Here is a 26,488-nt window from a genome sequence, read left to right as displayed (position 1 = left end):
GGCAGTTGATACCCAAGCGACATGGAAATGTCGGGTTCAGTGGGAGTTTAATACGCATTAGACAAGGCATTGATTGTAGGTAATGGTTGTTCCCTTGGCAAAATCAATAACACAGGATAATGCGCATTAAAACCCATCGAAGAAGGCTTTGTGCAAGTACACTTCGTTGTTGCACCAGCTTGAAATAGAGGCACTATTCATACGCTAGAGCGCCTAGAATTGAACTCGCACAATGCCTCTGAAACGATCATTTTCAAGTCGTTTGGGTATCTGGCCATTAATCGTTTGGTTAATGAAGCGAGATGAGCTGCCATTTGTTGATAGCTGCGGTCGCAACTGCTTAAACTTTAAAATTAGCATCGCAATCTACGCGATGATCAGCGCCGTGCTAATGTTGGTGGGTATCGGCTTTATTTTGCTGGGCATTATCGCGATTGTAGATATTGTGTTCACCATTATTGCAGCGATGAAAGCTAGTGAAGGTGAGAGTTATAAGTACCCAATGTCGATTAACTTTATTAAGCCTCGCTCATAGATAGCCATTGCCTATCGATAGGGTTCGATAGGCAATAACGGTCTTAGCGCTATACTTTAAAATTAGCCACTAATGAGTCGAGTCTATGTGCTAGTTGGGTCAATGATTGACTCGCCTGCGCAGCATCTTCAGCAGTATCGGCAGTGCGCTGAGTGATATCATTAATATCACTGACGTTACGGTTAATATCTTCCACGACCGTAGACTGTTCTTCAGTGGCGGCTGCAACTTGAATATTCATATCACTAATAGAACCAATGCGTTCGCTAATGCCAGTGAGCGACTGGCTAGCTTCATCAACAGCATTCACCCCTTCAATTGAGCGAGAACGACTCTTCTCCATCGCTTCAACCGCACGGCTAGCTTCCGCTTGTAGCTTATCGATCATCACTTGTACTTCGTTGGTTGATGTTGCTGTGCGTGAAGCAAGGTTGCGCACTTCATCTGCCACTACGGCAAAACCACGACCAGCTTCACCCGCTCGAGCTGCTTCAATCGCTGCATTCAGTGCTAGTAGGTTAGTTTGCTCCGAAACTGCTCTAATCACGTCAAGAATACTTTCGATAGACTTAGTATGAGTTGCCAGTGATTCAATAACTTCACCCACCTGCTCAACATCATTAGAAAGTTGGCTAATAGTCTCTCGAGCTCGAGTGACCACTACTTGACCATTATTTGAATCGGTATCAGCCGCTCTGGCGGTATCGGCTGCTTGGGCAGCGTTGCTGGCAATTTCGTTAACCGTCGCCCCCATCTCGTTAATTGCCGTAACAACCATGATGGTTTGATCTTTCTGTTGCTGGCTATCCTCTAGTGTACGCTGAGCTTGATGAGAGACGTCAATTGCTGAAGCGCCAAGTAATTTGCTGGTATCGGCAACTTCAATCACCGAGGCTTGAATTTTGCTGATGAAGCTATTAAAGCCTTGTGCCAATTGCGCAAGTTCGTCATTGCCATCTACAGGTAAGCGTTGACGAAGATCGCCTTCACCTGCACCAATGTTGTGCAGCATGTCTGCTACTTTTGCGATTGGGCGGCTGACAGAGCTGGCAACTAAGCTAGATAGTGCAATAAACACTGCTGCAATCAGCGCAGTCCAGATTAGGATTTTATAAGCAGACTCTTCAAGCAGTGAGAAAATCTCGATTTCGGGTACTTGTGCCACCAAGTACCAGTCCATTGATGGGATATAGCTGCTGGCTATAAGCATATCTTCGCCGTTGACACTGGTTTTCAATAGATTGAAATCAGTGCGTTGCATTAAGCTAGAGGTGTCAGTATCACGGTATAGATTATTAAGGCTCATCTTGCCAATTTGGCTAGTATCTTGATGCAGTTTTACCTGTCCTTGGCTATCGATTAAGTAAACAAAACCTGATTGCTCAATTTTGAATGATCTTAATAGTTGCACCATATCGTCAAGTGACTTACCTAAGCCTACAAGGCCACGGCCATTGGGTTGCTGATAATTAATAAACAATTTCACATCACCGTTGGCTTCGGTGAAAACGTTAAGCATCTTCTCTTGGCCGCTGTTCTTGTAATCAAAGAACCAAGCGTCTTGTGCTGGAGTGAGAACTCTCAAAAAACCGTCTTGGGTGTAGTAGGCTGCCGTTTCTCTATCGGCAAACGAGGCTTGAGCTAAGCCGTATTGACGGCTGACATCATTTAGCTGGTTGACCACTACTGTTTCGTCAACTTCTGGACGATCATTCTCCAGCCAACGCAGCAACATTCGGTTGTTAGCGAGTTGCTCAGCAGCATTCATCAAGGTTGATATATTAAGTTCAACTTTGTTGCGAATTTGCGCTAACATATTGGGCATTTCTGAGGTTAACATTCTCTGCTCTACCACTTGTTTAGCGCTTTGCTGGCTAAGCATGCCAACAAGGACGGTGGAGAGTAATACCGTTAACGTAACAGTGAGTAGGATTTTCTGTTTGATGGTGAGCATGTTTAATTTCATAAAAATTCGATCGCCTAAAACAGCCCTGATTGATGGCTGAAAATAAAAAGTTGGTAGCAGACTCGTCGCCAGACTAGCGAAACCCATTGGGATTAGCTTAATGAAGATGGATCTGTTTTGTAACGTGTAGGATTTGAGGCAGGTATCTGAATTTCAGTTTGAAATTATTACTCTTATATTAGCGCGGCGGATTATGTCTATTTTTTGTTATGTCCGCAACTAAAAATGCACACCATTTGGTGTGCATTTTGTCTAAATCGAACAATTCATAAAAATATCAATTCATTAAGAAGTTACATTTTATGAATAAATTCAGGTTTCGTTTACATGTTGGGATAGTTGGGTCCACCGCCGCCTTCAGGGGTTACCCAAGTAATGTTCTGGCTTGGATCTTTAATATCGCAAGTTTTACAGTGGATGCAGTTCTGACCATTGATGACAAACTTCTTTTCACCCGCTTCTTCGACAATCTCATAGACACCCGCTGGACAATAGCGTTGTGCTGGCTCGTCAAACTTGACTAAGTTCACATCAATTGGGATACGCATATCTTTTAAGCGTAGATGACAAAGCTGGTCTTCTTCATGGAAAGTATTGGATAGATAAACCGAAGACAGTTTATCGAAACTTAATTTTCCATCGGGCTTAGGGTAATCAATTTTACTGTAGGCGCTTGATTCTGCCATCTGCGCGTAGTCTGGTTTCTCATCTCTAAGGGTGACCGGAAATTTACCGCCAAACCAATTTTGGTCGATAAAGTTAAAAGCGCCACCCAGGTAGGTGCCAAACTTATGCATCGCAGGGCCAAAGTTACGCGAGCAGTATAACTCCTCTTTTAACCAACTTTCATCAAAGCGGTCTTGTAAGCAATCAAGATCTTTACCTGCATCAACTCCTGCAAGCATCGCTTGTGCCAGTGTTTCAGCAGCCAACATACCGCTCTTCATTGCGGTATGAGTGCCTTTAATTTTGGCAAAGTTCAAGGTACCAGCATCACAACCGATAATCATGCCACCTGGGAAGGTCAATTTTGGCAAAGAGTTCAGGCCACCTTTGGTGATCGCTCGGGCACCATAAGAGATACGTTCACCACCGCTAAGCGTTTTAGCAATTACTGGGTGGGTTTTATAGCGCTGGAACTCATCGAATGGGCTCAGGTGCGGATTGGCATAATTGAGATCAACAATTAAGCCTACCGCAATTTGATTGTCTTCGAGGTGATACATAAACCCGCCACCCGATGCGCCTTCAGTTAAAGGCCAGCCGCCAGTATGTACCACTTTACCTAGCTCATGCTGCTCAGGTGGGACAGTCCAGATTTCTTTAAAACCTAAGCCATAATGTTGTGGTGTTTTACCGTTATCTAATTGGAATTTCTCTATCAGTTGCTTGCCTAAGTGGCCACGGCAACCTTCTCCAAATACGGTATATTTGGCATGTAGTTCCATACCTGGTTCATAAGCATCTTTAGGTTGGCCATCTTCGCCAACGCCCATATCACCGATTTGAATTCCTTTAACGCTGCCATCTTCATTAAATAGCAGTTCGCTGGCGGGAAAACCTGGGAATACTTCAACGCCCAGCTCTTCGGCTCTCTCTGCTAACCAACGGCACAGGTTGCCAACACTGATAATGTAGTTGCCTTCGTTGTGCATGGTCTTAGGCACTAAAGCGTTTGGCATGGTGCGAGCATCAGTGGCCGAGCTCAGCATGTGAATTTCATCTTGAGTGACGGCAGTATTTAACGGTGCACCAGTGGTTTTCCAGTCATCAAATAGCTCGCCCAAGACTTTGGGCTCAAACACTGCGCCTGAGAGAATATGAGCGCCAACTTCTGAGCCTTTTTCTACCACACAAACAGTGAGTTCTTGACCACTGTCTTTAGATATTTGCATTAAACGACATGCTGCTGCTAATCCTGAGGGCCCCGCTCCCACGATTACAACGTCGAATTCCATCGATTCGCGTTCCATCAGTTCACCTTCCTTCTTTTTCCCCCGATAATTTACAGTGATTTCAGCTGAGCTCACTATAAACGGGTGTTTTAATATATAGCCCACCTTACCTCAAAATAGGTCTATGGCACAGAGTTTAAACAGCTACAGTGCAGTAAATTTAAGCATTTTTTGGGGTGATAGGTGTCACAAATATTCCACATGCGCTGCTTTTTAGCGCTATTTGGACTGAATTGACTATGGTTTGTCAGCAAAATACGCCTATAATCAAGTCTGACGGTTCTCCGAGCTTCTAATCCTACGTCGAGACAGATACGGGTTTTTAGCCGTGGCAATAACGCCACCGGGGTGAGAAAAGAAATGATCTCACCTCCCCTTACTTGGAAAGGTGATCATGTCCCAACTACAAGACAATTTTGGTCGACGGTTTCATTATCTGCGTATGTCAGTGACTGACGTATGTAACTTCAAATGCACCTATTGCCTACCTGATGGATATCGTCCAGACGGTAAACCTAAGTTTCTCGATCTTAATGAGATTGAGCATTTAGTATCGGCATTCTCGCAAGTCGGAACGCAAAAGATCCGCATCACTGGTGGTGAGCCATCGCTGCGTAAAGACTTCACTGATATTATTCGTATCATTAAAGATAACGATAGAATCAATACGATTGCGACTACTACCAATGGTTATCGCTTAGCTAAGCATGCTCAAGAGTGGTATGACGCAGGGCTTAGACGTATCAATATCTCTGTCGATAGTCTCGATCCTAAGATGTTTTACCAGATTACTGGTGAGAACAAATTCGATGAGGTGATGCGTGGTGTTGATGCTGCGCTTGAGGCAGGCTTTGAGCGAGTTAAAATCAATGCGGTTTTACTCAAAGGCCTTAATGATAAAGACTTGCCACGTTTTTTACATTGGATAAAAAGCACACCAATCGATCTGCGTTTTATTGAGCTGATGGAAACGGGTTTAGGCCACGATTACTTTAAAGCGCATCATTTAGCCGGTGCCGATATTAAAACTCAGCTTGAACAAGCCGGTTGGCAGTTCGATGTTCCAGCGGTTGATGATGGGCCAGCGCAAAACTTTAGTCATCAAGACTATCAAGGCCGTATCGGGCTAATCATGCCTTACGCCAAAAATTTCTGTGCCAGCTGTAATCGCCTGCGAGTATCGGCAAAGGGCAAGTTGCACCTGTGTTTGTTTACCGAAAACGGTGTCGACCTGCGTGACTTGTTGCAAACTCCCGATCAGCAAGCTGAGTTAATCGAACGCTTACATGGTCAACTCGCACAGAAAAAAGAGACTCACTTCTTGCACGATGGGATCACTGGCGTGACCCAACACCTTGCATCTATTGGTGGTTAGATTCTGATCTGACGCAAATACCTTGCGTCAGTTCGCCGCTATAATCGCTGCATTGACTAAATTAGTTATTTAAAGAGACCGTTATGGGACATTGTACTCAGAGCCAATTTTTGCCACTCAATATCGCTATATTAACCCTGTCAGATAGCCGCAATATTGAAACTGACACCTCTGGACAGTTTTTAGAAAATGCACTGCTTGAAGCTGGGCATAACTTAGCTGACCGTCAAATTATCAAAGATGATAAATACCAAATTCGTTCGGTGATCTCACAATGGGTTGCTTCTGAAAACGTGCAGGTGATTATTACTACTGGCGGCACTGGTTTTACCGAAAGAGATAATACTCCAGATGCCGTTAAGCCACTATTCGATAGAGATATTGAAGGTTTCGGTGAATTGTTCCGTTATATTACTTATACCGAACTTGGCACTTCTACCGTGCAGTCGCGTGCATTAGGCGGTATCGCCAACAAAACAGCCATATTTTGCTTGCCGGGTTCTACTGGCGCCTGCAAAACGGGTTGGAATAAAGTACTAAAAGAGCAGCTTGATGCCACGCATCGTCCATGTAATTTTGTGATGCACGTTAAGAAAATAACAGACTAATTTATAGATAATACTCTGCGCTCGCATTATCTAAATGCTGAGTACGCAAGCTATCTATACCGAGTTTTGAAACATATTGATTAAGAAGGTTTTACGCTAATGACAAATGCTTTTACCCATATAAATGCAGACGGTAATGCACACATGGTTGACGTGACTGATAAATCAGTGACAGAACGTGAAGCGAGAGCAGAAGCTTATATCGAGATGGCGAGTGAAACACTCGAAATGATCATGAGTGGTAGCCATCATAAAGGCGATGTGTTTGCTACTGCGCGCATTGCAGGCATTCAAGCTGCCAAGAAAACCTCAGATCTGATTCCACTTTGCCATCCATTGATGCTAACCAAAGTAGAGGTTGAGCTTGAAGCTCAACCAGAGCATAACCGAGTGTGGATCCGCAGCTTGTGTAAACTGTCTGGTAAAACGGGTGTGGAAATGGAAGCATTAACTGCAGCCTCTACTGCCGCACTGACTATTTACGATATGTGCAAAGCGGTACAGAAAGATATGGTGATTTCTCAAGTGCGTCTACTTGAGAAGCGTGGCGGTAAATCAGGTCACTTTAAGGTATAGACAAATGATAAACGTACTATTTTTTGCACAAGTAAGAGAACTACTCGGCACTGCAAGCGTTAAAGTCGAAGCGGGCGAGCATACCCAAACAGCCGAAGGGCTGCGAGCGACATTGGCAGCTACCGATGACAAGTGGGCCAAAGTGATGGCATCAGACAAGCTACTGGTTGCAGTTAACCAAACCATTAGTCAATGGGACACCGCCGTTGAAGATGGTGATGAAGTGGCATTTTTCCCACCAGTGACTGGAGGTTAAGATGATCCGCGTACAAACAGCAGATTTTAGTGTTCCTGATGAATATCAACTGATTAGCCAAGATAATGGCGATGGCGCTGTAGTGACTTTTGTTGGTAAAGTGCGTGACTTTAACGACGGCAGCGCGGTTACCGACTTAACGCTTGAGCATTACCCTGGCATGACCGAAGCGGTACTTAACCAAATTGAAGCACAAGCACGTGAGCGTTGGCCGCTAAACCACGTCAGCATCATTCACCGTGTTGGCAAGATGGCATTAGGTGAGCAGATAGTATTTATTGGCGTGACCAGTGCGCACCGAAAAGCTGCGTTTGCCGCCTGTGAGTTTTTAATCGACTTTTTGAAAACCAAAGCACCATTTTGGAAGCTTGAAGCGGGTGAAGAAGGTGCAAGCTGGGTTGAAGCGCGTGACAGCGACGAACAAGCTGCGGATGTGTGGAATAAGAAATAGCAGTGTATACCCATCAGGCTAAATACGGCTTCAACAAGTATGTAAAGTCGGATGGGTACAGATCAAATTTGAGGGCGTTGTCTGATGAAGCTTAGGATTTTTTTGCTATCGGCATTATTGCCGTTGATGTTACTGAGTAAACAAGCTTTGGCGGCAGACGTACCGGCTATCGCGGCTGCATCAAGTATTAAGTTTGCCTTAGATGATGTCGCCAAGCAGTTCCAGCAAGATACTGGGGCTAGAGTGCGTATCACCTATGGCTCATCGGGTAATTTCGTGGCACAGATAAAACACGGTGCACCGTTTGAGCTATTTCTATCTGCCGATGAGCGCTACACCAATCAATTGAGCCATGCTGGTCAAACTCAAGGAGACGGTGCTGTTTATGCCGTTGGCAAGCTGGCATTAGCGGCTCCTAAGAGCTCGCCGCTTGAGTTAGATGAGCAACTCAATGGCGTGAAACAGTTGCTCAAAAACCAGCAGCTTAAACGCTTTGCCATCGCCAATCCTGATCATGCACCCTACGGTGAACGCGCCGAAGAGGTACTGAAAAACCTAAATCTATGGCAAACTATTCAGCCACAGCTTATTTTTGGCGAGAACGTCTCCCAAGCGGCACAATTTGCGCTAAGTGGTTCGACCCAAGGGGGGTTAGTCGCACTGTCGTTAGCATCTGCCGAACGCTTTAAAAGCCGCGCCAATTACGTTGTTATTCCGCAATCTCTATACACACCGCTTAAACAGCGTATGGTGTTGACGCTTAAGGCTGGTCAAACAGCAGAAGATTTCTACAACTATATTCAAACCGATAAAGCGCAGCATATCTTTGCTGAGTACGGTTTTGGCAAAGCGGATAACTAATGGATTGGGAAGCACTGTGGCTATCGATTAAACTCAGTACCGTGACCGTGGTTATTTTGGTGCCGATGGCGATATTGGCTGGACGGTTTTTGGCTTACCGCCAATTTCGCGGAAAATCATGGGTTGAAGCTTTGGTGATGGTGCCGCTCGTGTTGCCGCCGACAGTGATTGGCTATTACTTATTAGTCGGGCTAGGCAGTGAGTCCTGGTTAGGGCAGATGTTAGAGCAGCTGCTGGGGCATCAATTGGTATTCCATTTTTCCGGGTTAGTCGTCGCCTCCATCTTGGTTAATATTCCCTTTGCAATCCAACCTATTCAACGTGCCTTTGAAGCAGTGCCTGAAGATGTACGTGATGCTGCAGCCTGTTGTGGTATGAGTCGTCTAAAGGTGTTATTCAAAATTGAATTACCTATGGTGTGGCCAGGTGTTTTGACGGCAATGGTACTGTGTTTCTCTCATGTTTTAGGCGAGTTTGGCGTGGTGCTGATGATGGGCGGTAATATTGCCGGTGAAACCAAGACCATCGCAATTTCGATATACGATAGTGTGCAAGCCTTTGATTTTGCCAGTGCCGGCAATATGTCGCTAGTACTGCTGCTATTTGCGATTACTGTGTTGGCACTTACCACGAGTTTGTCACGACGAGTGGGAGGGCAACATGTCTCAAGCCGTCGCTGATCTCTATTGCCGGATTAAACAAACAGAACATATTAATCTCGATGCTGAATTCACTTGTAAAGCGGGTGAGGTGCTTGCGGTTGTTGGTCCATCGGGTGGTGGCAAATCAACCTTGCTGCGAATGATAGCGGGCCTTAATAAGCCGCAGTCCGGTGAAATTCGTTACGGCAATGAGAGTTGGTTCTGCAGCGATAAGTCTATTCAGCTCACCCCACAACAAAGGCATTTAGGTTATGTGCCACAACATTTTGGCCTGTTTCCGAATCTCACCGCTTTAGAGAATGTGATAGCCGCACTAGACCATATTCCTAAGTCTGAGCGTGCAGCAAGAGCCAAAGATTGGCTTGAGCGCGTAAACCTACATGGCTTGCCCGATAGACTGCCTGCGAACCTTTCTGGTGGTCAGCGGCAACGTGTAGCTTTAGCCCGTGCCTTGGCAAGAGAGCCTTCAGTCCTGCTGCTTGATGAACCTTTCTCTGCGGTCGATAGAGAAACCCGAGAACGCTTGTACTTAGAGTTAGCTCGCTTAAAAGAGCAACTGGCTATCCCGGTGATTATGGTGACTCACGATCTTAATGAAGCGCTGCTATTAGCAGACAGCATGATTTTGATCAGCCAAGGAAAAATGCTTCAACAAGGCTCGCCAAGAGAGGTGTTGACCAGGCCGCGTGATGAAGCGGTTGCCAAGCAGATGGGGCTACGTAATATTTTTGATGCTCGGGTGATAGCGCAAGAGGAAGAGCGGCAGATCACTTGGCTAAAATTTGGCGAGCATCTAATTGCCAGCACCTATTTTGAAAGTTTAGATATCGGCACTAAAGTACGTTGGGTTATCCCTAACCAAGGCGTTAGATTTAATTCAATTAAGCAGGGCAGGCTGTGTCGTAGTTTTAACAAACTCGATATTACCGTCGACTCGATGTTAGTAATGGGTGAGACGGTAAGGGTGTTAGCCAGTGTGGTCGGCGTAAAACATAAAATTAATGCTGAGGTGCCACTGCATCTAGCGAAAAAACTGCAACTCGTTGAAGGCTGCGAGACGACGGTAGCGCTGAAGTCTGAATTGATCCATATCTTGGAACTTCAAACTGAAACAGAAAGCTAGTTTTGGCAGAACGTATGATCAAAGTTTAATCTTTACGTCACCTTGCTGTTATGTGTCATTTAATACTATGAACTCCTAATCTTGATGGGGTGTTTATTGAATGAAGAAAGTATTAAGCGGTTCAATTATTTTATCTGCGGTATTAACCATGCCTGCAATGGCTGCTTATAATGGCCCAAGTGTTACTCGTCATGCCTCGATCGCCGCTGATGCTGCCAATGCTAAAGATGACACTCCCGTTGAATTAACAGGTTATCTAGTCCAAAATTTAGGTGATGAAAAATATCTATTTCGCGATGCAAGTGGTGATGTAGAAGTTGAAATTGATAATGCGTTGTGGCGTGAAATGGACGTCTCAAGTGACACTAAGGTTACTTTGATTGGTGAAGTTGACGATGAATGGCAAGGCATTGAAATAGAAATTGACAGTATGCGTCTGGTTTCTCAATAATTCTTTATAGAAAGTGGTTTAGCGTTTTAGTTTTCGGAGGAGCCATGGCTCGTTGGCTAGTTGGATTGTTATTAGTATCAGGTAGTGCATTTGCTGGACAAGGCTTGTATCCACTGATGTCGACCGGTGATTATCCATCACCGATAGCGATGATGCAGAAGCTCGAACAGTTGCACCCCGGCGTGATCTCTGAATTTGAAGCCGACCTCGACAATGGCGAGCTGGTTTATGAGTTTAAAGTTATCGATCCAGAAGCAAAAACGAAAATTGAATATGAATACCGTACGATAGATGGCAGCCTCAAGGAGCGTGATGTTGAACGCCTCAAAAATGGCGACAACGACGAGCTTGCTGGCATTATGATGCTGAAAGAGAATGGCATAACATTTTCAGAGATGATTACCATTGTTTGTAAAGACAGCGGTGGTCACTTAGTTAAAGCAGAGGTCGATAACGACCTCGGTATAAGCTACATAGAGTTAGAAATTTTAGAGGTTGATGGTAAGCGTAAGTTAGCCTTCGACATGGAAAATAAGCAATTACTACCACTGCTCAAATGGGATTAAAGCATGAAAATACTCATGGTCGAAGACGACGCGACGACAGTTGAATATGTTGTAAAAGGATTTATAGAGCAGGGGCATAATATTGAAACGGCGACTGATGGTCACCAAGGCTTACTGCTAGCAACTAGCATGAAGTATGACTTGATTATTTTAGACCGTATGTTACCGCAGCTCGATGGCCTTAAGTTACTCGCTGCACTGCGCGCCACTGGTAGCCAAACTCCAGTACTAATCTTATCGGCATTAAGTCATGTTGATGAGCGTGTCAAAGGCTTACGTGCAGGTGGCGATGACTACATGACTAAGCCATTTGCATTTTCAGAGCTATTAGTACGTGCTGAAAAACTGATGCAGCGCGGCGAATCTCAGCCAATGATGACGGACTTAAGTGTTGGCCCATTGTCGATTGAACTGTTAACTCGTAAGGTGACCCTTGATGGGCAAGAGATCTTACTGCAACCAAAAGAGTTTCAGCTATTGAAATATCTTATGGAGCATGAGAATCAAGTGATTAGCCGTACACTGCTATTTGAAGCAGTATGGGATTACCACTTTGATCCGCGCACCAATGTGATAGATGTGCATATTGCTAAGCTGAGACGCAAGTTTGAAGAGCTAGGCCATGGCGAGCTGATTGAAACTGTCCGAGGGGCAGGTTATCGCTTACGCCAAGGGCATTAAGCCCTATCAGAGTAGTGCGTGGCGCATTACTATTATTTTCTCTGCATTGGTGACCTTGATTATTGGCACCTTGCTACTAGGCATGTATCGCCAGTTGATTAATGAGCAAGAGTATCAACTCGATCTTCACCTTGATGCAGAGAAAACCCGCTATCAACAGATGGCACTAACACTTGATAGACGCAGCTTTGCGACTCAAGTGCGCAGCGCTGACCCTAAAGTCGCCCTTATCGTGTGGCGCAACTCCTTCGATCTTATTGGCTCCTTGAGCATGATCCCTAATGACATGCCAATGCTACCTGCTAAGCGGGAGTTTCCGGTATTTACTGGCGGACCTGACAAGCTACATATTCTGACTGGTGGCATGGTGATGACTCGCTATGGACCGGTGTTAATCGCGACCCGAGTGGATCAGCTCGGCACCTTAATCGATAAGTTTACCAATGCTGCCATTACCGCACTCATGCTAACCGTTGTGCTGACGCTAGCGCTGGGTTATCTGTTTTCGAAGGCCATTTTACGCAGGTTGGTGCAGTACAACCGTTTAAGCGAACAGATTGAACAAGGGCAATACTCAACCCGGCTACCAGTCAGTTGGCGTCAAGATGAATTCGATATGCTGGCGCAGCAATTTAACCGTGTACTCGATACACTAGAAAAAAATCTCGCCGCTGTGCGTGGAGTTACCGATAATATTGCCCATGATCTGCGTACGCCACTGTCGCATCTGCGTATTGGTTTGGAGCAGCTGCCAGACAAGCCACAAGAGGAGCTGGCCGAGGGGTGCGCCATCATTACCGAAGAGCTAGATCACTGTTTGGCAACGTTCGACGCTATGCTGTCATTGACGCGTATTGAGGAGGGACAGCAGACCTTAGAACTGCAATCATTAAGCTTGCAGAATATCAGCCGAGATCTGTTTGAGATGGCCGAGGCGATGGCAGAGTTTAACGGTCAGTCACTTAAGCTGATGACCGGCGAAGAGTTTAAAGTGAGTGGCGACAAGTACCTGTTGTTTCAGGCGCTATTTAATTTGGTGGATAATGCTATTAAATACTCCGGTGAAGGTGCTGAGATTGTTATTTCGCAAAATCGAAATGTGATATCAATTCAAGACAATGGTCCAGGGATCCCAGCTGGTTCTCGTGATAAAGTATTTGAGCGGCTAGTGCGCTTAGACCCAAGCAGACACCACAAAGGTACAGGCTTAGGTTTATCGATGGTGAAGGCGATTCTGTCACGGCATAATGCTAAAATAGCTTTAATGGACAACCAACCGGGGCTAAAAGTACTGATTACTTTTTGATACCCGTGCATCTTGGTTGTTAAATTGCTCATGCCTGCTTGTGGAATCCTTATGTACCAAGTCATTGCCGATGAAACCGATTTTATTGTTATTTGTAAGTCGGCCAATATTCATTTTCACAGTCAAGATGGCTCAGCGGGTGTGGTTGCCCAAGCAGAGCTTGATCTCGGGATTAAGTTATATTCAGTGCACAGGTTAGATACTATGACCTCAGGTTTACTGATCCTTGCAAAATCATCGGCTGCCGCGGCGGAATTTACTCGTCAATTTAGCCAGCATAAGATTCAAAAGTACTATTTAGCGCTGGCGAAAGGCAAACCTAAAAAGAAACAAGGTTGGGTAGTTGGTGATATGGCCAAAGCGCGCCGCAGTATGCATAAGTTACTGCGCAGCATGGATAACCCCGCTAAAACGCAATTTTTCTCTCATTCAGTCGGCGATGGCATACGCCTCTATCTGCTCAAACCATTAACCGGTAAAACTCATCAGCTTAGGGTGGCGTTAGCCAGTATCGGCGTGCCTATCTTGGGCGATGAGCTATATGGTGGCGAAACCTCTGACAGAGGCTACCTGCATGCCTATAGCTTAAACTTCAGCTATAAAGCTCAAGCTTATCAATACAGCGTTGCTCCACCTTCAGGTGTTGCCTTTAACTGCCAAGCGGTGATTGAGCAGCTACAGCAGTGGCAATCCCCCGAACAGCTAACTTGGCCTAAGGCAAAGTAGTTTCAAGTTTACTGATAATCTCGCTTAAGGATTATCTAAGCATGTGCATTCACAATCTTATGGATAACGAGTAAGATAGTGTCCTCAAAATGCGACTGTTATTGCGTCTAAAAGGCGTATAACTAACAACTTTTTTTATTAACACATGAGTGAATAATTGTGCATACACGAGCCATATATCCAGGAACATTTGATCCCGTTACGAATGGTCATGCTGATCTGATTGAGCGTGCGGCTAAATTATTTAAGCATGTGGTTATTGGCATTGCACTTAACCCGTCTAAAAAGCCACGTTTTAGCCTAGATGAACGGGTTGAACTGCTTAAGACGGTCACCGCGCATTTAGACAATGTTGAAGTGGTCGGTTTTAGTGGGTTGCTGGTGGATTTTGCCAAAGATCAGCAAGCTAGCGTGTTAGTGCGAGGCCTACGAGCTGTTTCTGATTTTGAATATGAGTTTCAATTAGCCAATATGAATCGTCGCCTTAGCCCTGATTTAGAAAGCGTATTTTTAACGCCAGCAGAAGAAAACTCCTTTATCTCCTCAACCTTAGTGAAGGAAGTGGCGCACCACGGTGGTGACGTCAGCCAATTTGTCCATATTAAAGTCGCTAATGCACTAATGAAGAAAGAACAGGGATAAGCAGTAGAACATGAAAAAATTAGCTTTATCACTCAGCATTAAGCTGTTGGCACTATTGAGTGTATGCAGTTCAGCAATGTTAAGTGCAGCGCCGTGGGTCGATACCTCGGATATATACTTAAGAGCCGATATTCAAGCATTGGCCGATGCGGGTGTGATAACCGTGCCAGTCAATACCTATCCGTTAATGTGGTCAGGAATTGGTGCTGATTTAGCCAAAGCGGAACCTTCAACACTGTCACCGGCATTAGTTGATGCTTATTCTCGCGTTAATTTTAACTATCGTAATGCCGTTGAGAATCGCGGTAATACCCGTATTAAGCTCGCTGCAGCAAGTGATGCAGCAAGATTCCAGCATTTTGGCTCCGATTACCGCGAGCAAGGAGAGGCTAACGCTTCTTATGAGTATTTAGGTGATCGATTTGCCTACAAGGTATCGGCTTCGGCTAATTACGATCCTGCAGATGATGAAGAATTTCGCTTCGACGATTCTTATCTCGCCATGGCGATGGGCAATTGGATGGTGACGCTGGGTGCTGTTGAGCAGTGGTGGGGGCCAGGGTTTGACTCTGCACTACATAAATCAAACAACGCCAGACCTATGCCATCACTAATGTTAAGCCGCAATAATGCCCAAGCGTTCGAGACACCTTGGTTGTCTTGGATTGGTCCGTGGAACTTTACTGCCGGCGTTAGCATGATGGAGGAGGAGCGCGCGGTTCCGAATACACTATTGTGGAATTTACGGGGTTCTATCCGTCCATTTAGGCAGTTAGAGATTGGCGTCTCCTGGACCACCCAATTTTGTGGTGATGGCCAAGAGTGTTCATTTGAAAGTGCCTTTAAATCAATTACCGGACAGAAAGATTGCCGCAATGAAGGTGAGCTAGGTGGTTGTACCAATTATGGTAATCAGATGGCGGGCTATGATATCCGCTTTAGCGATACCTGGTATAACGTGCCATTCGGCTTATATTACGAAAGAACCTGTGAAGACTCTAAAGGCAGCATGCCATGGGATATTGTTGACTGTGCTTCAATGTTTGGCGCCGATAGCCGATTTAACTTCGATGGCCAGCAATATAAATTGTTTTTCGAGTACACCGACACCATGGTTTTCTGTGGTGAAGACGAAAATGCTTTTAACTGTTTTTACGAGCACTCAACTTACCAAAGTGGCTCACGCTACTATGGTCGCTCGCTTGGTAGTACCTATGATAGTGACGCTAAAGTGTATGTGCTAGGGCTGATTGGCCAGTTTGCTGATAGCAAGGGTTTTACTTCGCTACTACGTTATGCTCAGCTTAATAAAGATGGCAAGAGTCCGACTCATGGCTGGGCACCACAGCCACCTAAAGAAGATCTGTTGATGTTAGAGCTGAGTTATCGGATGCCTATTTGGCAAGGGATGATGAGCGTCGGCGGCACAGTGTCGCAATCTGAGTTTGAAACCGAAGAAAATGATACCGATGCGACAGTGTTTGGTACTTATGAATACCGCTTCTAACAGCTCTTTTTTCGCTTCACAGAGATAAAAAGTGAACATTAAACTGTTCGTCAGAGTCGTTGGGCTGTTATTGATCGCTATATTAGTGGCGGTGGCAGTTCAGCAAGGTTTCTTTCAGCGTTTGAGTGATAGTCAGTGGGTGGCTGACTATGTCGCCGATAATGGCTCTCGGGCGGTAGCAGAGCTGGTATTGATGGGGGCTTTCTTTTCCTGCATTGGTGGTCCAAGGCAAGTATTAGCCTTTGTATTTGGTTACGCTCTTGGTGGAGTTCAAGGGGCTATTTTTGCTACAGTGGCCGCACTTCTTGGCTGCATTATCCTATTTTTCTTTTCCCGCTTTGTATTTCGCGAACAGATTAAACGTCGCTTTGCACAAAAGCTGGCGCGGCTCGAAGCGCTGATTATTCACAAAACTTGGCTTAAAGCCTTGATGATCCGTCTATTGCCTCTAGGTAGCAACTACATTACCAATCTGCTTGCGGGAACTACCTGTGTCAGCCCATGGCAGTTCTTTGTTGGTAGTGGTGTGGGCTTTCTGCCGCAGATGTTTATTTTTAGTTTTGCGGGTGCAGGCGTGAGCTTGAGCGACGAGCATCACCTACAGGTGAGCATTGTGCTATTTGCCATCGCGTTAGCGATAGGGATCTATCTTTACCGCACCCGATTAGGCAAACAGCTTACAAGGACAGACGATTAGCGCGGTTGGCAGATGCTGCAAAACACGGTCGCCCGTTGACCCAGCTTTATTTCACTGAGTAATTGACCACAATGGGTACAGGTTTCACCTCCTCTACCGTAGACATGCAGTTTTTGCGCAAAGTAACCGGGTTTACCCTCAGCGTTGGTAAAATCTTTTAAGGTGGTACCGCCTTGTTTAATCGCTCGGGCAAGGATTTGTTTCACCTCAGCAACTAAAATGGTAATGCGCTCCGCATCGACTTTACCCGCCTCTGCTTGTGGATGAATACCCGCGGCAAATAGTGCCTCATTAGCATAGATATTACCGACCCCAACCACGATGTGATTGTCCATCAAGCACAGCTTTATCGCTTTTTTCTTATTGGCCAAAGCATCTAATAAATAACTGCTATTGAATGAGTCTTCTAACGGTTCAGGACCCAGTTTTGACAACAATGGGTGGGCTTGCTCAGGCAATTCATTCCATAGCCAAGCGCCAAAACGTCGTGGATCGTTGTAGCGTAGAATTTTGCCGCTGGCGAGCACCAAATCGATGTGGTCATGTTTCTCAACTGGACTGTTCACTGGCAAGATCCGCAAACTACCTGACATGCCTAAATGGACAATCGTTGTTCCTGCATCAGTATCTATCAGCAGGTATTTGGCACGGCGACGTACTGCTCGAATCGTTTGGCCGATAATTTGTTTGGCTATGTCAGGTACAGGCCAGCGCAAAGAGGGATTGCGGATAATTAAATCTGTTACGGTATTATCAATTAAATAAGGAGAAACTCCTTGCTTGGTGACTTCAACTTCGGGGAGTTCCGGCATTCTTTATCTCTTATTAATTTATGCTGTTGGCTACAAAAATGGTTTAGTTAATTTGGGCTCGAACAATCGGGATCAAAGACTCACGCAAACTAGTAGGAATTTGGTACCAGTTACCTGTTGGTGATTTTAATAATCCTTGGCTATCAAACAGGACCCAAAGTAGCGCGGTATCAATATCGGCAATCTGGATCACCACTTCTTGTGGTTCGCCTTCAGTTTGTGGTTGTTCGGTTAAGGCCGAAATATGCAGCTGCTCCCATGCATTAGCCCATTCGAGACAGTTAAGCACCTCTTCGCTACATTGCCAACCGGACTGACGTTTTTGCAGCCAAAAGTCACCAAGTTGCAGTTGTGACAGCGGCGCTGATTGATCAAAAAGAGCCTGTGTCTGCATGGTTGGTTGATTGCGATTGTCTTCAATCACCGTGAGTACTGAGATCATTAAGATCGATGCCAGTATGATAATGGTATTCCACTTTTTTCGGGAAAAGGCCATAGGGATATAATTCAAAAGGTTACTTAAGTATTAAGTGTATCTGTAAGTTGGGATTACCACAAATTTGGCACACGGTGGGTGACCGTTGGACACTTTTCCAATCAAACTTCGTTTGATGTGTGCATCAGGCTGCACCTGACCAAAGTTGTGGGATTCAATCCCACCATTACAGCGAATCAAGCTCCGCTTGATAAAGGTCGTGGCGCTTCGCCCACACCAGAGCCAAGGGGCAAAGCGCTTGCGCCCCTTGGCAATCCCTCAGCGCCCCGGCGAAATTTAAACAGCAAATTTCCAACGGGGAAGATTAGTGTCTGTAAGTTTGGCTACTTAAATGTAAATGCTGATATTCACTGATGTGGAGGTTTTTCTTAATTAGAAGCTTTTATTGGTAACTCTAATGCTGAGTGTTTGCGCTTTATAACCCAGTGTAGATGCGGCTGAGGCCGTCGAAAACAGGGCCAATTCTATTCCATACAGAATTTGGCATTCCCTCCATCCCTGGAGGTCAGACGTTTTCGTTGAGCTTACAGGGACCCTTTCTTTTATAAAGAGTTGCGGTGAGTCTCAGTAGCGTCTGCACATACGCCGACCGCAGGTCATTGGAACCACTGTTATCAGAAATAACTCATTCGTTTCCAAAAACGACTTTCGCCTAACTTTTAGATTCGTGCTCAATCAACCATGGGATATCTATCTGCCAGATAAACAAAACCCGACGCTTTTGACATCGGGTTTTATGTTTATGACTCTTGAGCTAACAGTCAAAAACTGTGGTGGCTGTAACCACCGTCAGCGATCTCACCGTTCAAGAATGGTTAACCACCTGTGGCATTCATAAACCTAAGGATCTGGGTTTCGCCGTTGGGATCAAAATGGTGTTCTTTGGGTTTGTGCTTGATACCGTCTAAAATCGCGGTTTTCAGCTTTTCTATGTCACCAGGAAACTCGCGCACAATCGCTTTTAAGTCGACGGAGTTCTCGTTACCGAGACATAACAGTAAACGCCCTTCAACAGTCACGCGCACGCGGTTACATTCGTGACAGAAGTTATTGCTGTGAGGCGAGATAAAGCCAACGTGAATATCGCTGCCAGGCATAGTGTAATAACGCGCTGGGCCACCGGTGCGGCGGTTAGATATGTTTAACTGGTAACGCTCACGAATTAGCGCTTTAATCTCTTCACTGCTGCAATGGCGGCTGCGTTTACGCTCATCAATAACACCTAGCGGCATCTCTTCGATAAAAGCGATATCCAGTTCGCGTTCACGGCAAAATTCGATAAGATCCAAAACTTCATCATCATTCTGACCACGTAAAATGACTGCGTTAACTTTAATTTTCTTAAAGCCTGCTGCACATGCTGCGTCAATACCTGCAATAACACGGTCAACCTTGCCGTTACGGGTTAAGCTAGTAAACAGGTCTGGCTTAAGTGTATCTAAGCTGATATTGAGCCTGTTAAGCCCTGAGTCATGCATCTCTTGGGCAAAGCGGGTTAAGCGCGAGCCATTAGTGGTCATCGACAGCTCTTCAAGCCCAGGGAGCTTGCCGAGTAGTTTTACTAATTGGTCACAGTCGGTGCGCACTAGTGGCTCACCACCAGTTAAACGGATTTTCTTCACGCCTAGCTCAGTAAAGGCTTGGCCAACCCATGCGAGTTCTTCAAGACTAAGTACATGCTCCTTGCTTAAAAAGCACGGGTCTTCGCTCATGCAGTAAACACAGCGAAAATCACAGCGGTCGGTGACCGACAGTCGCAGGTATTCGACTGTGCGGCCAAAGTTATCAACGATCAAACTCATACTACTTACCTACATGACCTCTATAACAGGTCGGCAAAAGGTTGGATATAAACTGTGTCACCTGGTTGTAACTGGTCATCTTTTTCACCTATCACGATGAGACAGTTTCCTTTTACCATAGAGCTAAGCATCCCTGAGCCTTGAGCACCTGTTGTGGTTACATGTAACTTACCATCAGCGGCTAGATGGTAGATCCCGCGCATAAATTCGGTACGACCGACTCTACTGCGCAGTGGTTTATCTGTGGTTGCTGGCACCATAGTCGGTGTCCAGTCTTGCTCACCCGCAAGCTTGCGAATGGCGGGTTGTACAAATTGCAGGAACGACACCATCACTGCAACGGGGTTCCCCGGCAAACCGAAGAACAAGCTGTTATCGATTTGACCAAAGGCCAGTGGGCGACCCGGACGCATGTTAATCCGCCAGAAGTTAATCTGGCCAACCTGCTCGAGTACCGTTTTAATGTAATCGGCATCGCCGACCGATACACCACCTGAACTGATAACGATATCAGCTTGCTTGGCGGCGCTTTTCAGCGCATCAGCTAGCGCAGCTTCAGAGTCTTGAATAATGCCTAAATCAATCACTTCGCAACCGAGTTTCTTGGCCATCGACTTGATGGTGTAGCGGTTGGAGTCAAAGATACAGTTTGGTTGTAATGGTTCACCCGGTTGGCAAACTTCATCACCCGTAGAGAACACTGCAACAGTTGGACGTTTAAAGACCGGCAGTTCACCAAAACCAAGGGATGCCACTAGACCTTGCTCAGCAGCCTGCAGTCGAGTATTGGCAGCAAGCGCGGTTGCGCCTTGGGCAATATCTTCACCCGCCTGTCTGACGTGTTGGCCTAAAGCCATTTCGCCTTCAAAGCTCACTTGGCCATCTTGTTCGTTAGCCAATTCGCGCAATTGCACGGTATCTGCGCCTGCAGGCACTGGAGCGCCTGTCATAATGCGGACTGCTTCACCGGCTTGAATGGTGCCAGCATAAGCGTGGCCTGCCATGACTTCGCCAACCATCTTATAAGCTTGGTCGTCTGCAGCGAGTTTAAAGGCGTAGCCATCCATCGCTGAGTTGGTATGCTGCGGCACGTTAACGGGCGAGATCGCATCACTAGCGAGTACTCTATTTTCCAGCTCATCGAGTGCAACGGTTTCAGTCGTTGTTACTGGGTTAACGTAAGAGAGGATTTTATCTATGCCTTGGCGTACCGACAGCGTGGTGCTGTTATCGAGTTCACAACCACAGCTTGGCGCCATTGGCAGATCGATAGGGCATGGCTTCCAGCTGGCAATGTAGTCACAGACATAATCGGCTATCTGCGCCACATTATTAATATCTAAACGTTTTAGCTCAGCAGGCAGCTCGGTATCATCGCAACAAGCAATCGCTTGAATATTGTCGTCATGGGTATGGATGAACGGTTTACCATGTGCGGCGCGGTGCAATTCAATTTTTGGCAGTTCGAGCTTTTTAAAACCTTCAACCAAAACGATATCGACTTTGTCAGCTTCAATTTGGTTTAATAGATGAGGCAGCTCTGGATCAGAGTCACGTGCATCTTCAGTCATTAATGCCCAACGAACATGGGAGGCAACTAGCATCTGCTTGGCGCCAGCTTTACGCATCTCAAAACTGTCTTTGCCTGGAATATCGACATCAAAATTATGATGAGCGTGCTTGATAACAGCGAGGCGAACACCACGGCGGTTAAGCTCTGGGATCAATTGCTTTAATAAAGTGGTTTTGCCGGTGCCGCTGTAGGCACAAAATCCGAGAACGGGAATAGGTAACGGATTAGTAAAAGGTATGCTCATTTACACCTCAGGTTATTCTTTTCGTTGGCGATAGCTTCGCTAAGTTGCTGTTTTTGTTCTGGCGTATTGACGTTAATAAAGGCATTCGGCTGGTCGCTGAAATCAGTCACTACGTAATTGTGCTTGGCGTACCAAAAATCAATTTTTCGTTCACCAGCATCTAAAAATGCTTTCATTGATGCACGTAAACTCGGCTTTAATAACATCACTACGGGTTGTTCGCGTTTACCATCGCTTGCAACTGCAAGCTCTGCATCTTCCGCGGTTAACTGCGCCAGCATTCTGCTGACTAAATCACTCGGTAACAACGGACAATCGCAAGGCACGACCATTAAATAGTCTGCTTGTGTGTGACTCATGGCAGTGATCATGCCTGCTAACGGGCCAAGATAGCCGCTGTCTTGATCACTGATGACCTCAAAGCCGAATTCAGAATACACCTTTTGATTACGGTTTGCGTTGATCAGGATCTCCTTAACTTGAGGATTTATCCTGTCAATTGCATGTTTTATCATCGGCTGGCTTTCTAATTCAACTAAGCCTTTATCGTTGCCGCCCATGCGTCTGGCCATACCGCCGGCGAGGATCACTGCATCGATCGTTATCGTCATCACTTCTTCCTGTTATTAGGGGCTTACTTAACAATAGCAATCATACTCCGACGCGAAGCAACTTAATGCTGGCGAGGTAGCAATTTTAGTACGGCAATTAGGCCATATTGTTTAGCATATTGGGATTAATATGAACTGCTAATGTAGGTGGTGCTTCAGGCACCTTATCATTATTGCTTATTTTATTGTTATCGATTAGCCATACATGGTCGCATATTTGGGTCAGCATACACGACTGATGGCTACTAATGATCATGCCTGTACCCTGTTTTTTAAGGTCGGCGACCATCTGCAGTACCAGTTGCTGCGAGTGCTTATCCATGTTTGAGGTCGGCTCATCGAGCATTATTAATTTAGGTTCGACAATCCATGCGCGAGCAATTGCCAACCTTTGTCGTTCGCCACCGGATAAGCTCGATGCTGATTGGGTGAGCAAGTGGCCTAACTGCGCCATCTCAATCGCTTGCTCTGTGCGAGCGTTAAGCCTGGTTTTATCGTTATCTGAAAAGACTTTTGGGTAGGTGAGATTGTAAAGCACGCTGCCATCAAATAGGTATGGATGTTGGTGCAGATAAAGCGCTTTACCGACAATAGAGTTGCTACGCCACCAAGGAGCTAATGCGTAACCAATGGCTTGCACTTGCCCTTGCGTCGGTTTAATCAATCCCGCCAGTAATTTCATTAATGTGGTCTTGCCACAGCCATTATCACCTTGTAAGTGGATGACTTGGTTTTGCGAAAATATCAGTTCAGCGGCGCTAAACAGATGTTTATCACCAAATCGCATCTCAAGATCTTGTGCAATAATTTTTGCCATGCTGATTAATGACTCCTCGGCTCAGCTTTGCCTCTTAGGGTACCTAAGGCAAAGTTTAGCACTAGTGCTAACACTAGCAGGACTAGGCCAAGCGCAATGGCTTGAGCAAAGTCACCTTTACTGGTTTCTAGGGCGATAGCAGTTGGGATATTTCGAGTCACACCGGCAATGTTGCCGCCAACCATCATCGAACAACCCACTTCTGTCAGGATACGGCTAAATGCAGCGATGATAGCGAGTAATAGTGGCACTTTTAACTCGCGGCAGACCGCCCAAATTGCGCTATACCATGGCGCACCTAGCGTGCGAGAGGTTTCCCATGCTCGGCGGTCAACACTGGTGAATGCGGCTTGGCTCATGGCGACAAGTACCGGTGCACAAATCATCATCTGCCCTAAAATCATGCCTTTTTGGGTGAATAACCATTTAAGATCGCCAAGTGGTCCCATACGAGTGAGCAGTAGGTAGACTAATAGGCCGATGACAACAGTGGGAACAGATTGCAGGGTTTGAATCAGATTAGTGATAAGCCAGCGGCCGCGAAAGCGAGAAAAAGCCAGCAGAAAGCCGAGTACCATAGAGGGCAGCAAGGTGATAGCTAATGCTGCAAATGATACTGAAAAAGATACCGATATAATGGACCAGACCTCTGGATCCAATGAAAACAGCAGGCTTAACGCCTGCTGTGTTAGGGCTAACCAGCCTTCATTCATTCGCTATAAGTTGCCTTGAACAATTGTTCTCCCTGAACTTTGTAGTTATTGATCATCCCTTGCGCCTCTGCGCTGATCAACCAATCACTTAATGCTTTAGCCCCTTTGTGGTTCAAATCTGGGTATTTTTCAGCACTGATCAGCATAATTTGATACGGGTTCGCCAGTGCTTTGCCACCGTCAAAATCTACTGCTAGGTCAATCTTACCTGAGTAAGCAACAAAAGTGCCACGGTCAGAAAGTGTATAACCTTGTAATTCGTTTGCCATTAACAGTGTTTTACCCATGCCTTGGCCAACAGAAGTATAGCCAGCAAAGTCTGGCTTAACATCAGCTTTATTCCAAAGAATAAGCTCTTTCATATTGGTGCCTGAGTTGTCACCACGTGAAATGAAAGGCGCACCTGATTTAGCTATTTTGGCAAATGCCGCTTCAGCTGAATCACTCGGGCGAATTTTAGCAGGGTCATTTTTTGGGCCTAAGATAACAAAATCGTTTTCCATTATCCCACGTGGAAGTCTGCCATAACCTTCTGAAACAAACTTAGCTTCAGCTGCTGGTGCATGTGTCATTACAACATCAACATCACCTTGGCGAGCAAGTTTAAGGGCTTTACCTGTTCCAGTTGCAATCACTTGTACTTTATAACCTGATTCGGCTTCGAAAGTCGGTAGTAGATTCTTCAACAAGCCTGAGTTTTCAGTACTAGTAGTGGTTGCTAGCTTAATAACTTCATTGGCTTGAACAGGCATTCCAACAAACAATGCAGCAGTCACAGCAAGACCAATAACGCGTTTAAGGTTTAACATTTTTACTCCTTGGCAAATATTTATGGGTTGCTCTATACCTGAGTACCCACTGAAAAGTGAAATCACTTGTGCAAACAAGAGCAAGTTTGATGCCATTTATATATTCGAGGATTTTGTATCACATCAGTCGCTTAAGTGTGAGCTTGATCCCATGCTCATCAAAAAGCATTCAGACAATATGTCCCAATGTAGCTAAACCGTGGTTCATAGTGACCTATTTGCGGCCGTTAGGTGGTAGACTTTGTTCATTATGAGTCAAAATGTCCTGTTTAAGACAAGATGAGCCAGAGAGTAAATACTATGAAGCCAATTCCTTCCGCCGTATCAGTACTAATAGTTGATGATGAACCTGGTATGCGCAGCTTTTTGAAAAAGGCGCTGGCAAAGAAGTTTGCGCTGGTGGAGACCGCTTCTAGTGTTGAGGATGCAGAACAGTTGCGCTCTCGTTGTCACTTTGACCTGCTTATTGTCGATATTCGCTTACCTGGGCGTTCAGGTATTGAATGGCACGAAGCACTCAATGATCAAGAGCGGCGTTCTGACATCATCTTTATGACAGGTTATGCCGATATGGACGTGGCAATAAAAGCACTACGCGCCGGTGCATCTGACTTTATTATGAAACCGTTCCATCTAGAGCAGATGATGAAAGCCGTCGATCGCTGTATTGAGCGACGTTTACTCAAGCGTGAAAACTTAATGTTGCGCCGCGAAGTTTCTTTCAATCAATCTTCTACCATTATTGGCCAAAGCGATGCGATGACTGAGGTCAAGGATGTGATTGCGCGTGTGGCACCAACCAATGCCGTGGTATTGATTGAAGGTGAGTCGGGTACAGGTAAAGAACTGGTTGCCAGACAGTTGCATACATTGAGTGGTCGTCAAGGGCCATTTGTGGCGGTTAACTGTGGTGCCATTGCCCCAGAGTTATTAGAAAGTGAGTTATTTGGTCACTCCGCAGGTTCTTTTACTGGCGCAAAAGGTAATCGCGAAGGTTTGTTTAGTTTTGCTTCAGGCGGCACTATTTTCCTCGATGAAATTGGTGAGATGCCGCTAAAAATGCAGACAGCGTTACTACGAGTGTTAGAGCAACGCACTATTCGCCCAGTAGGCAGTGAGAAAGAGATCAATATTGATGTCCGGGTGCTAGCGGCAACTAACCGCAAGTTATCTGAGGAGGTTGAAGAGGGTAACTTTAGGCGCGATCTCTATTACCGCCTCAACGTGCTTGATATTGTGATCCCACCACTGCGTGATAGACCGGAAGATATTGTAGAGCTGACCCATCACTTTACCTGCCAGTTAGCCTCGGAGCTTGGCGTTAAAGAGGTGGTGTGGAGTCATGAAGATATGCTTAAACTGCAGCAACATGAATGGCCAGGTAATATCCGTGAGCTGCGAAATATGATTGAACGCTGTATATTGCTCGGCAAGCCACCTGCAGAGTACTGGAAAGCCCAGCCTAAAGCAGAGATGGTGGCAGAATCTGGTTACCCGCTGCAATGGGCGTTAAAGGATGTTGAACGTGACCATGTGACCCGAGTTGTCGATATACACGGTGGTAATAAATCAGCGGCAGCAAGAGATCTTGGTGTATCGCGTAAAACGCTAGACCGCAAGTATAAAGAGTGGTTTGGCGGTGAAAAGAATATTGAAGAATAAGCCAT

Annotated in this window: 28 protein-coding genes and 1 riboswitch; of the genes, 18 read left to right on the top strand and 10 right to left on the bottom strand. The window is 45.7% G+C overall.

Translation table 11 applies throughout. The features are described from left to right. Positions 1-232 precede the first annotated feature (232 nt). On the top strand, positions 233-535 hold the full coding sequence (locus AB4135_RS15215) for a DUF4870 domain-containing protein (protein ID WP_371994173.1): 303 nt from the start codon (positions 233-235) through the stop codon (positions 533-535). Between the two features lie 49 nt (positions 536-584). Here the strand turns inward: AB4135_RS15215 and AB4135_RS15210 are convergent, their stop codons facing one another. Together AB4135_RS15210 and AB4135_RS15205 are read right to left on the bottom strand one after the other, a co-directional pair. Next, positions 585-2,501 (bottom strand): methyl-accepting chemotaxis protein, encoded by a 1,917-nt coding sequence (locus tag AB4135_RS15210; RefSeq protein WP_371994171.1) that lies wholly within the window; start codon positions 2,499-2,501, stop codon positions 585-587. 323 nt (positions 2,502-2,824) lie between these two features. Next, complete coding sequence (locus AB4135_RS15205) at positions 2,825-4,474, bottom strand: electron transfer flavoprotein-ubiquinone oxidoreductase (RefSeq protein ID WP_371994169.1); 1,650 nt, start codon at positions 4,472-4,474, stop codon at positions 2,825-2,827. A gap of 252 nt (positions 4,475-4,726) precedes the next feature. Further along, positions 4,727-4,863: riboswitch (molybdenum cofactor riboswitch) on the top strand. Between AB4135_RS15205 and moaA (AB4135_RS15200) the strand changes: the two genes are divergently transcribed. The 16 genes from moaA (AB4135_RS15200) (at position 4,851) to AB4135_RS15125 (ending at position 16,944) form a co-directional block, all read left to right on the top strand. Then, entirely contained in the window at positions 4,851-5,831 is a 981-nt protein-coding gene (gene moaA / locus AB4135_RS15200) for a GTP 3',8-cyclase MoaA (protein ID WP_220737163.1), read from the top strand. Its footprint overlaps the riboswitch before it by 13 nt. An 83-nt stretch (positions 5,832-5,914) precedes the next feature. Continuing rightward, positions 5,915-6,439: a molybdenum cofactor biosynthesis protein B gene (gene moaB / locus AB4135_RS15195; RefSeq protein ID WP_371994167.1), complete on the top strand. Its 525-nt coding sequence runs from the start codon at positions 5,915-5,917 to the stop codon at positions 6,437-6,439. 99 nt (positions 6,440-6,538) lie between these two features. Next, complete coding sequence (gene moaC, locus AB4135_RS15190) at positions 6,539-7,015, top strand: cyclic pyranopterin monophosphate synthase MoaC (protein ID WP_202287363.1); 477 nt, start codon at positions 6,539-6,541, stop codon at positions 7,013-7,015. Between the two features lie 4 nt (positions 7,016-7,019). Then, positions 7,020-7,271, top strand: a complete 252-nt coding sequence (gene moaD, locus AB4135_RS15185; protein WP_020914949.1) for a molybdopterin synthase sulfur carrier subunit — start codon at positions 7,020-7,022, stop codon at positions 7,269-7,271. 1 nt (position 7,272) lies between these two features. Then, positions 7,273-7,722, top strand: a complete 450-nt coding sequence (gene moaE / locus AB4135_RS15180; protein ID WP_371994165.1) for a molybdopterin synthase catalytic subunit MoaE — start codon at positions 7,273-7,275, stop codon at positions 7,720-7,722. Positions 7,723-7,806: 84 nt separating this feature from the next. After that, positions 7,807-8,583, top strand: a complete 777-nt coding sequence (gene modA, locus AB4135_RS15175) for a molybdate ABC transporter substrate-binding protein (protein WP_371994163.1) — start codon at positions 7,807-7,809, stop codon at positions 8,581-8,583. Beyond that, positions 8,583-9,263, top strand: a complete 681-nt coding sequence (gene modB / locus AB4135_RS15170) for a molybdate ABC transporter permease subunit (RefSeq protein WP_371994161.1) — start codon at positions 8,583-8,585, stop codon at positions 9,261-9,263. Before modA ends, modB begins: the two co-directional genes overlap by 1 nt. Continuing rightward, positions 9,244-10,368, top strand: a complete 1,125-nt coding sequence (locus tag AB4135_RS15165) for an ABC transporter ATP-binding protein (protein ID WP_371994159.1) — start codon at positions 9,244-9,246, stop codon at positions 10,366-10,368. The genes modB and AB4135_RS15165 overlap by 20 nt, the downstream gene beginning before the upstream one ends. A 100-nt stretch (positions 10,369-10,468) precedes the next feature. Further along, positions 10,469-10,819 (top strand): YgiW/YdeI family stress tolerance OB fold protein, encoded by a 351-nt coding sequence (locus AB4135_RS15160; protein WP_371994157.1) that lies wholly within the window; start codon positions 10,469-10,471, stop codon positions 10,817-10,819. 44 nt (positions 10,820-10,863) lie between these two features. Then, on the top strand, positions 10,864-11,385 hold the full coding sequence (locus AB4135_RS15155) for a hypothetical protein (protein ID WP_371994155.1): 522 nt from the start codon (positions 10,864-10,866) through the stop codon (positions 11,383-11,385). A gap of 3 nt (positions 11,386-11,388) precedes the next feature. After that, the gene (locus tag AB4135_RS15150) at positions 11,389-12,066 is read left to right on the top strand and encodes a response regulator transcription factor (RefSeq protein WP_371994153.1); all 678 of its coding nucleotides are present in this window, start codon (positions 11,389-11,391) and stop codon (positions 12,064-12,066) included. Positions 12,067-12,115: 49 nt separating this feature from the next. Beyond that, entirely contained in the window at positions 12,116-13,372 is a 1,257-nt protein-coding gene (locus tag AB4135_RS15145) for a sensor histidine kinase (RefSeq protein ID WP_371994301.1), read from the top strand. A 51-nt stretch (positions 13,373-13,423) separates the two neighbouring features. After that, positions 13,424-14,098 carry a TIGR01621 family pseudouridine synthase gene (locus tag AB4135_RS15140; protein WP_371994151.1) on the top strand — a complete coding sequence of 225 codons (675 nt, stop codon included), beginning with the start codon at positions 13,424-13,426 and terminating at the stop codon, positions 14,096-14,098. Positions 14,099-14,257: 159 nt separating this feature from the next. Beyond that, positions 14,258-14,740, top strand: a complete 483-nt coding sequence (gene coaD, locus AB4135_RS15135; protein ID WP_371994150.1) for a pantetheine-phosphate adenylyltransferase — start codon at positions 14,258-14,260, stop codon at positions 14,738-14,740. A gap of 10 nt (positions 14,741-14,750) precedes the next feature. Further along, a complete protein-coding gene (locus AB4135_RS15130; protein ID WP_371994148.1) occupies positions 14,751-16,247 on the top strand; it encodes a capsule assembly Wzi family protein in 1,497 nt (498 codons plus the stop codon). A 31-nt stretch (positions 16,248-16,278) separates the two neighbouring features. Then, positions 16,279-16,944, top strand: a complete 666-nt coding sequence (locus AB4135_RS15125) for a TVP38/TMEM64 family protein (RefSeq protein WP_371994146.1) — start codon at positions 16,279-16,281, stop codon at positions 16,942-16,944. Here AB4135_RS15125 and mutM read toward each other — a convergent pair. The 8 genes from mutM to AB4135_RS15085 form a co-directional block, all read right to left on the bottom strand. Beyond that, on the bottom strand, positions 16,941-17,756 hold the full coding sequence (mutM, locus tag AB4135_RS15120) for a bifunctional DNA-formamidopyrimidine glycosylase/DNA-(apurinic or apyrimidinic site) lyase (protein ID WP_220737150.1): 816 nt from the start codon (positions 17,754-17,756) through the stop codon (positions 16,941-16,943). The two genes, AB4135_RS15125 and mutM, sit on opposite strands and share 4 nt — an antisense overlap. 43 nt (positions 17,757-17,799) lie before the next feature. Beyond that, positions 17,800-18,198, bottom strand: a complete 399-nt coding sequence (locus AB4135_RS15115) for a hypothetical protein (protein WP_371994144.1) — start codon at positions 18,196-18,198, stop codon at positions 17,800-17,802. Between the two features lie 869 nt (positions 18,199-19,067). Further along, complete coding sequence (gene moaA, locus AB4135_RS15110) at positions 19,068-20,054, bottom strand: GTP 3',8-cyclase MoaA (RefSeq protein WP_371994142.1); 987 nt, start codon at positions 20,052-20,054, stop codon at positions 19,068-19,070. A 20-nt stretch (positions 20,055-20,074) separates the two neighbouring features. Continuing rightward, complete coding sequence (locus tag AB4135_RS15105; protein WP_371994141.1) at positions 20,075-21,871, bottom strand: bifunctional molybdopterin-guanine dinucleotide biosynthesis adaptor protein MobB/molybdopterin molybdotransferase MoeA; 1,797 nt, start codon at positions 21,869-21,871, stop codon at positions 20,075-20,077. Continuing rightward, a complete protein-coding gene (mobA, locus tag AB4135_RS15100) occupies positions 21,868-22,482 on the bottom strand; it encodes a molybdenum cofactor guanylyltransferase MobA (RefSeq protein ID WP_371994140.1) in 615 nt (204 codons plus the stop codon). Before mobA ends, AB4135_RS15105 begins: the two co-directional genes overlap by 4 nt. 97 nt (positions 22,483-22,579) lie before the next feature. Continuing rightward, positions 22,580-23,305 carry an ATP-binding cassette domain-containing protein gene (locus AB4135_RS15095; protein WP_371994299.1) on the bottom strand — a complete coding sequence of 242 codons (726 nt, stop codon included), beginning with the start codon at positions 23,303-23,305 and terminating at the stop codon, positions 22,580-22,582. Next, a complete protein-coding gene (locus tag AB4135_RS15090) occupies positions 23,305-24,012 on the bottom strand; it encodes an ABC transporter permease (protein WP_371994139.1) in 708 nt (235 codons plus the stop codon). Before AB4135_RS15090 ends, AB4135_RS15095 begins: the two co-directional genes overlap by 1 nt. Then, on the bottom strand, positions 24,009-24,821 hold the full coding sequence (locus tag AB4135_RS15085) for a substrate-binding domain-containing protein (RefSeq protein WP_371994138.1): 813 nt from the start codon (positions 24,819-24,821) through the stop codon (positions 24,009-24,011). Before AB4135_RS15085 ends, AB4135_RS15090 begins: the two co-directional genes overlap by 4 nt. Positions 24,822-25,100: 279 nt before the next feature. Between AB4135_RS15085 and AB4135_RS15080 the strand changes: the two genes are divergently transcribed. Then, the gene (locus tag AB4135_RS15080) at positions 25,101-26,483 is read left to right on the top strand and encodes a sigma-54 dependent transcriptional regulator (RefSeq protein WP_220737140.1); all 1,383 of its coding nucleotides are present in this window, start codon (positions 25,101-25,103) and stop codon (positions 26,481-26,483) included. The last annotated feature ends 5 nt before the right edge of the window (positions 26,484-26,488 follow it).

Origin of the sequence: Shewanella sp. 10N.286.54.B9, assembly GCF_041468565.1 — a bacterium.
In the GTDB taxonomy this organism is placed as follows: domain Bacteria; phylum Pseudomonadota; class Gammaproteobacteria; order Enterobacterales; family Shewanellaceae; genus Shewanella.
This window is presented reverse-complemented; position numbering and strand designations above follow the sequence as displayed.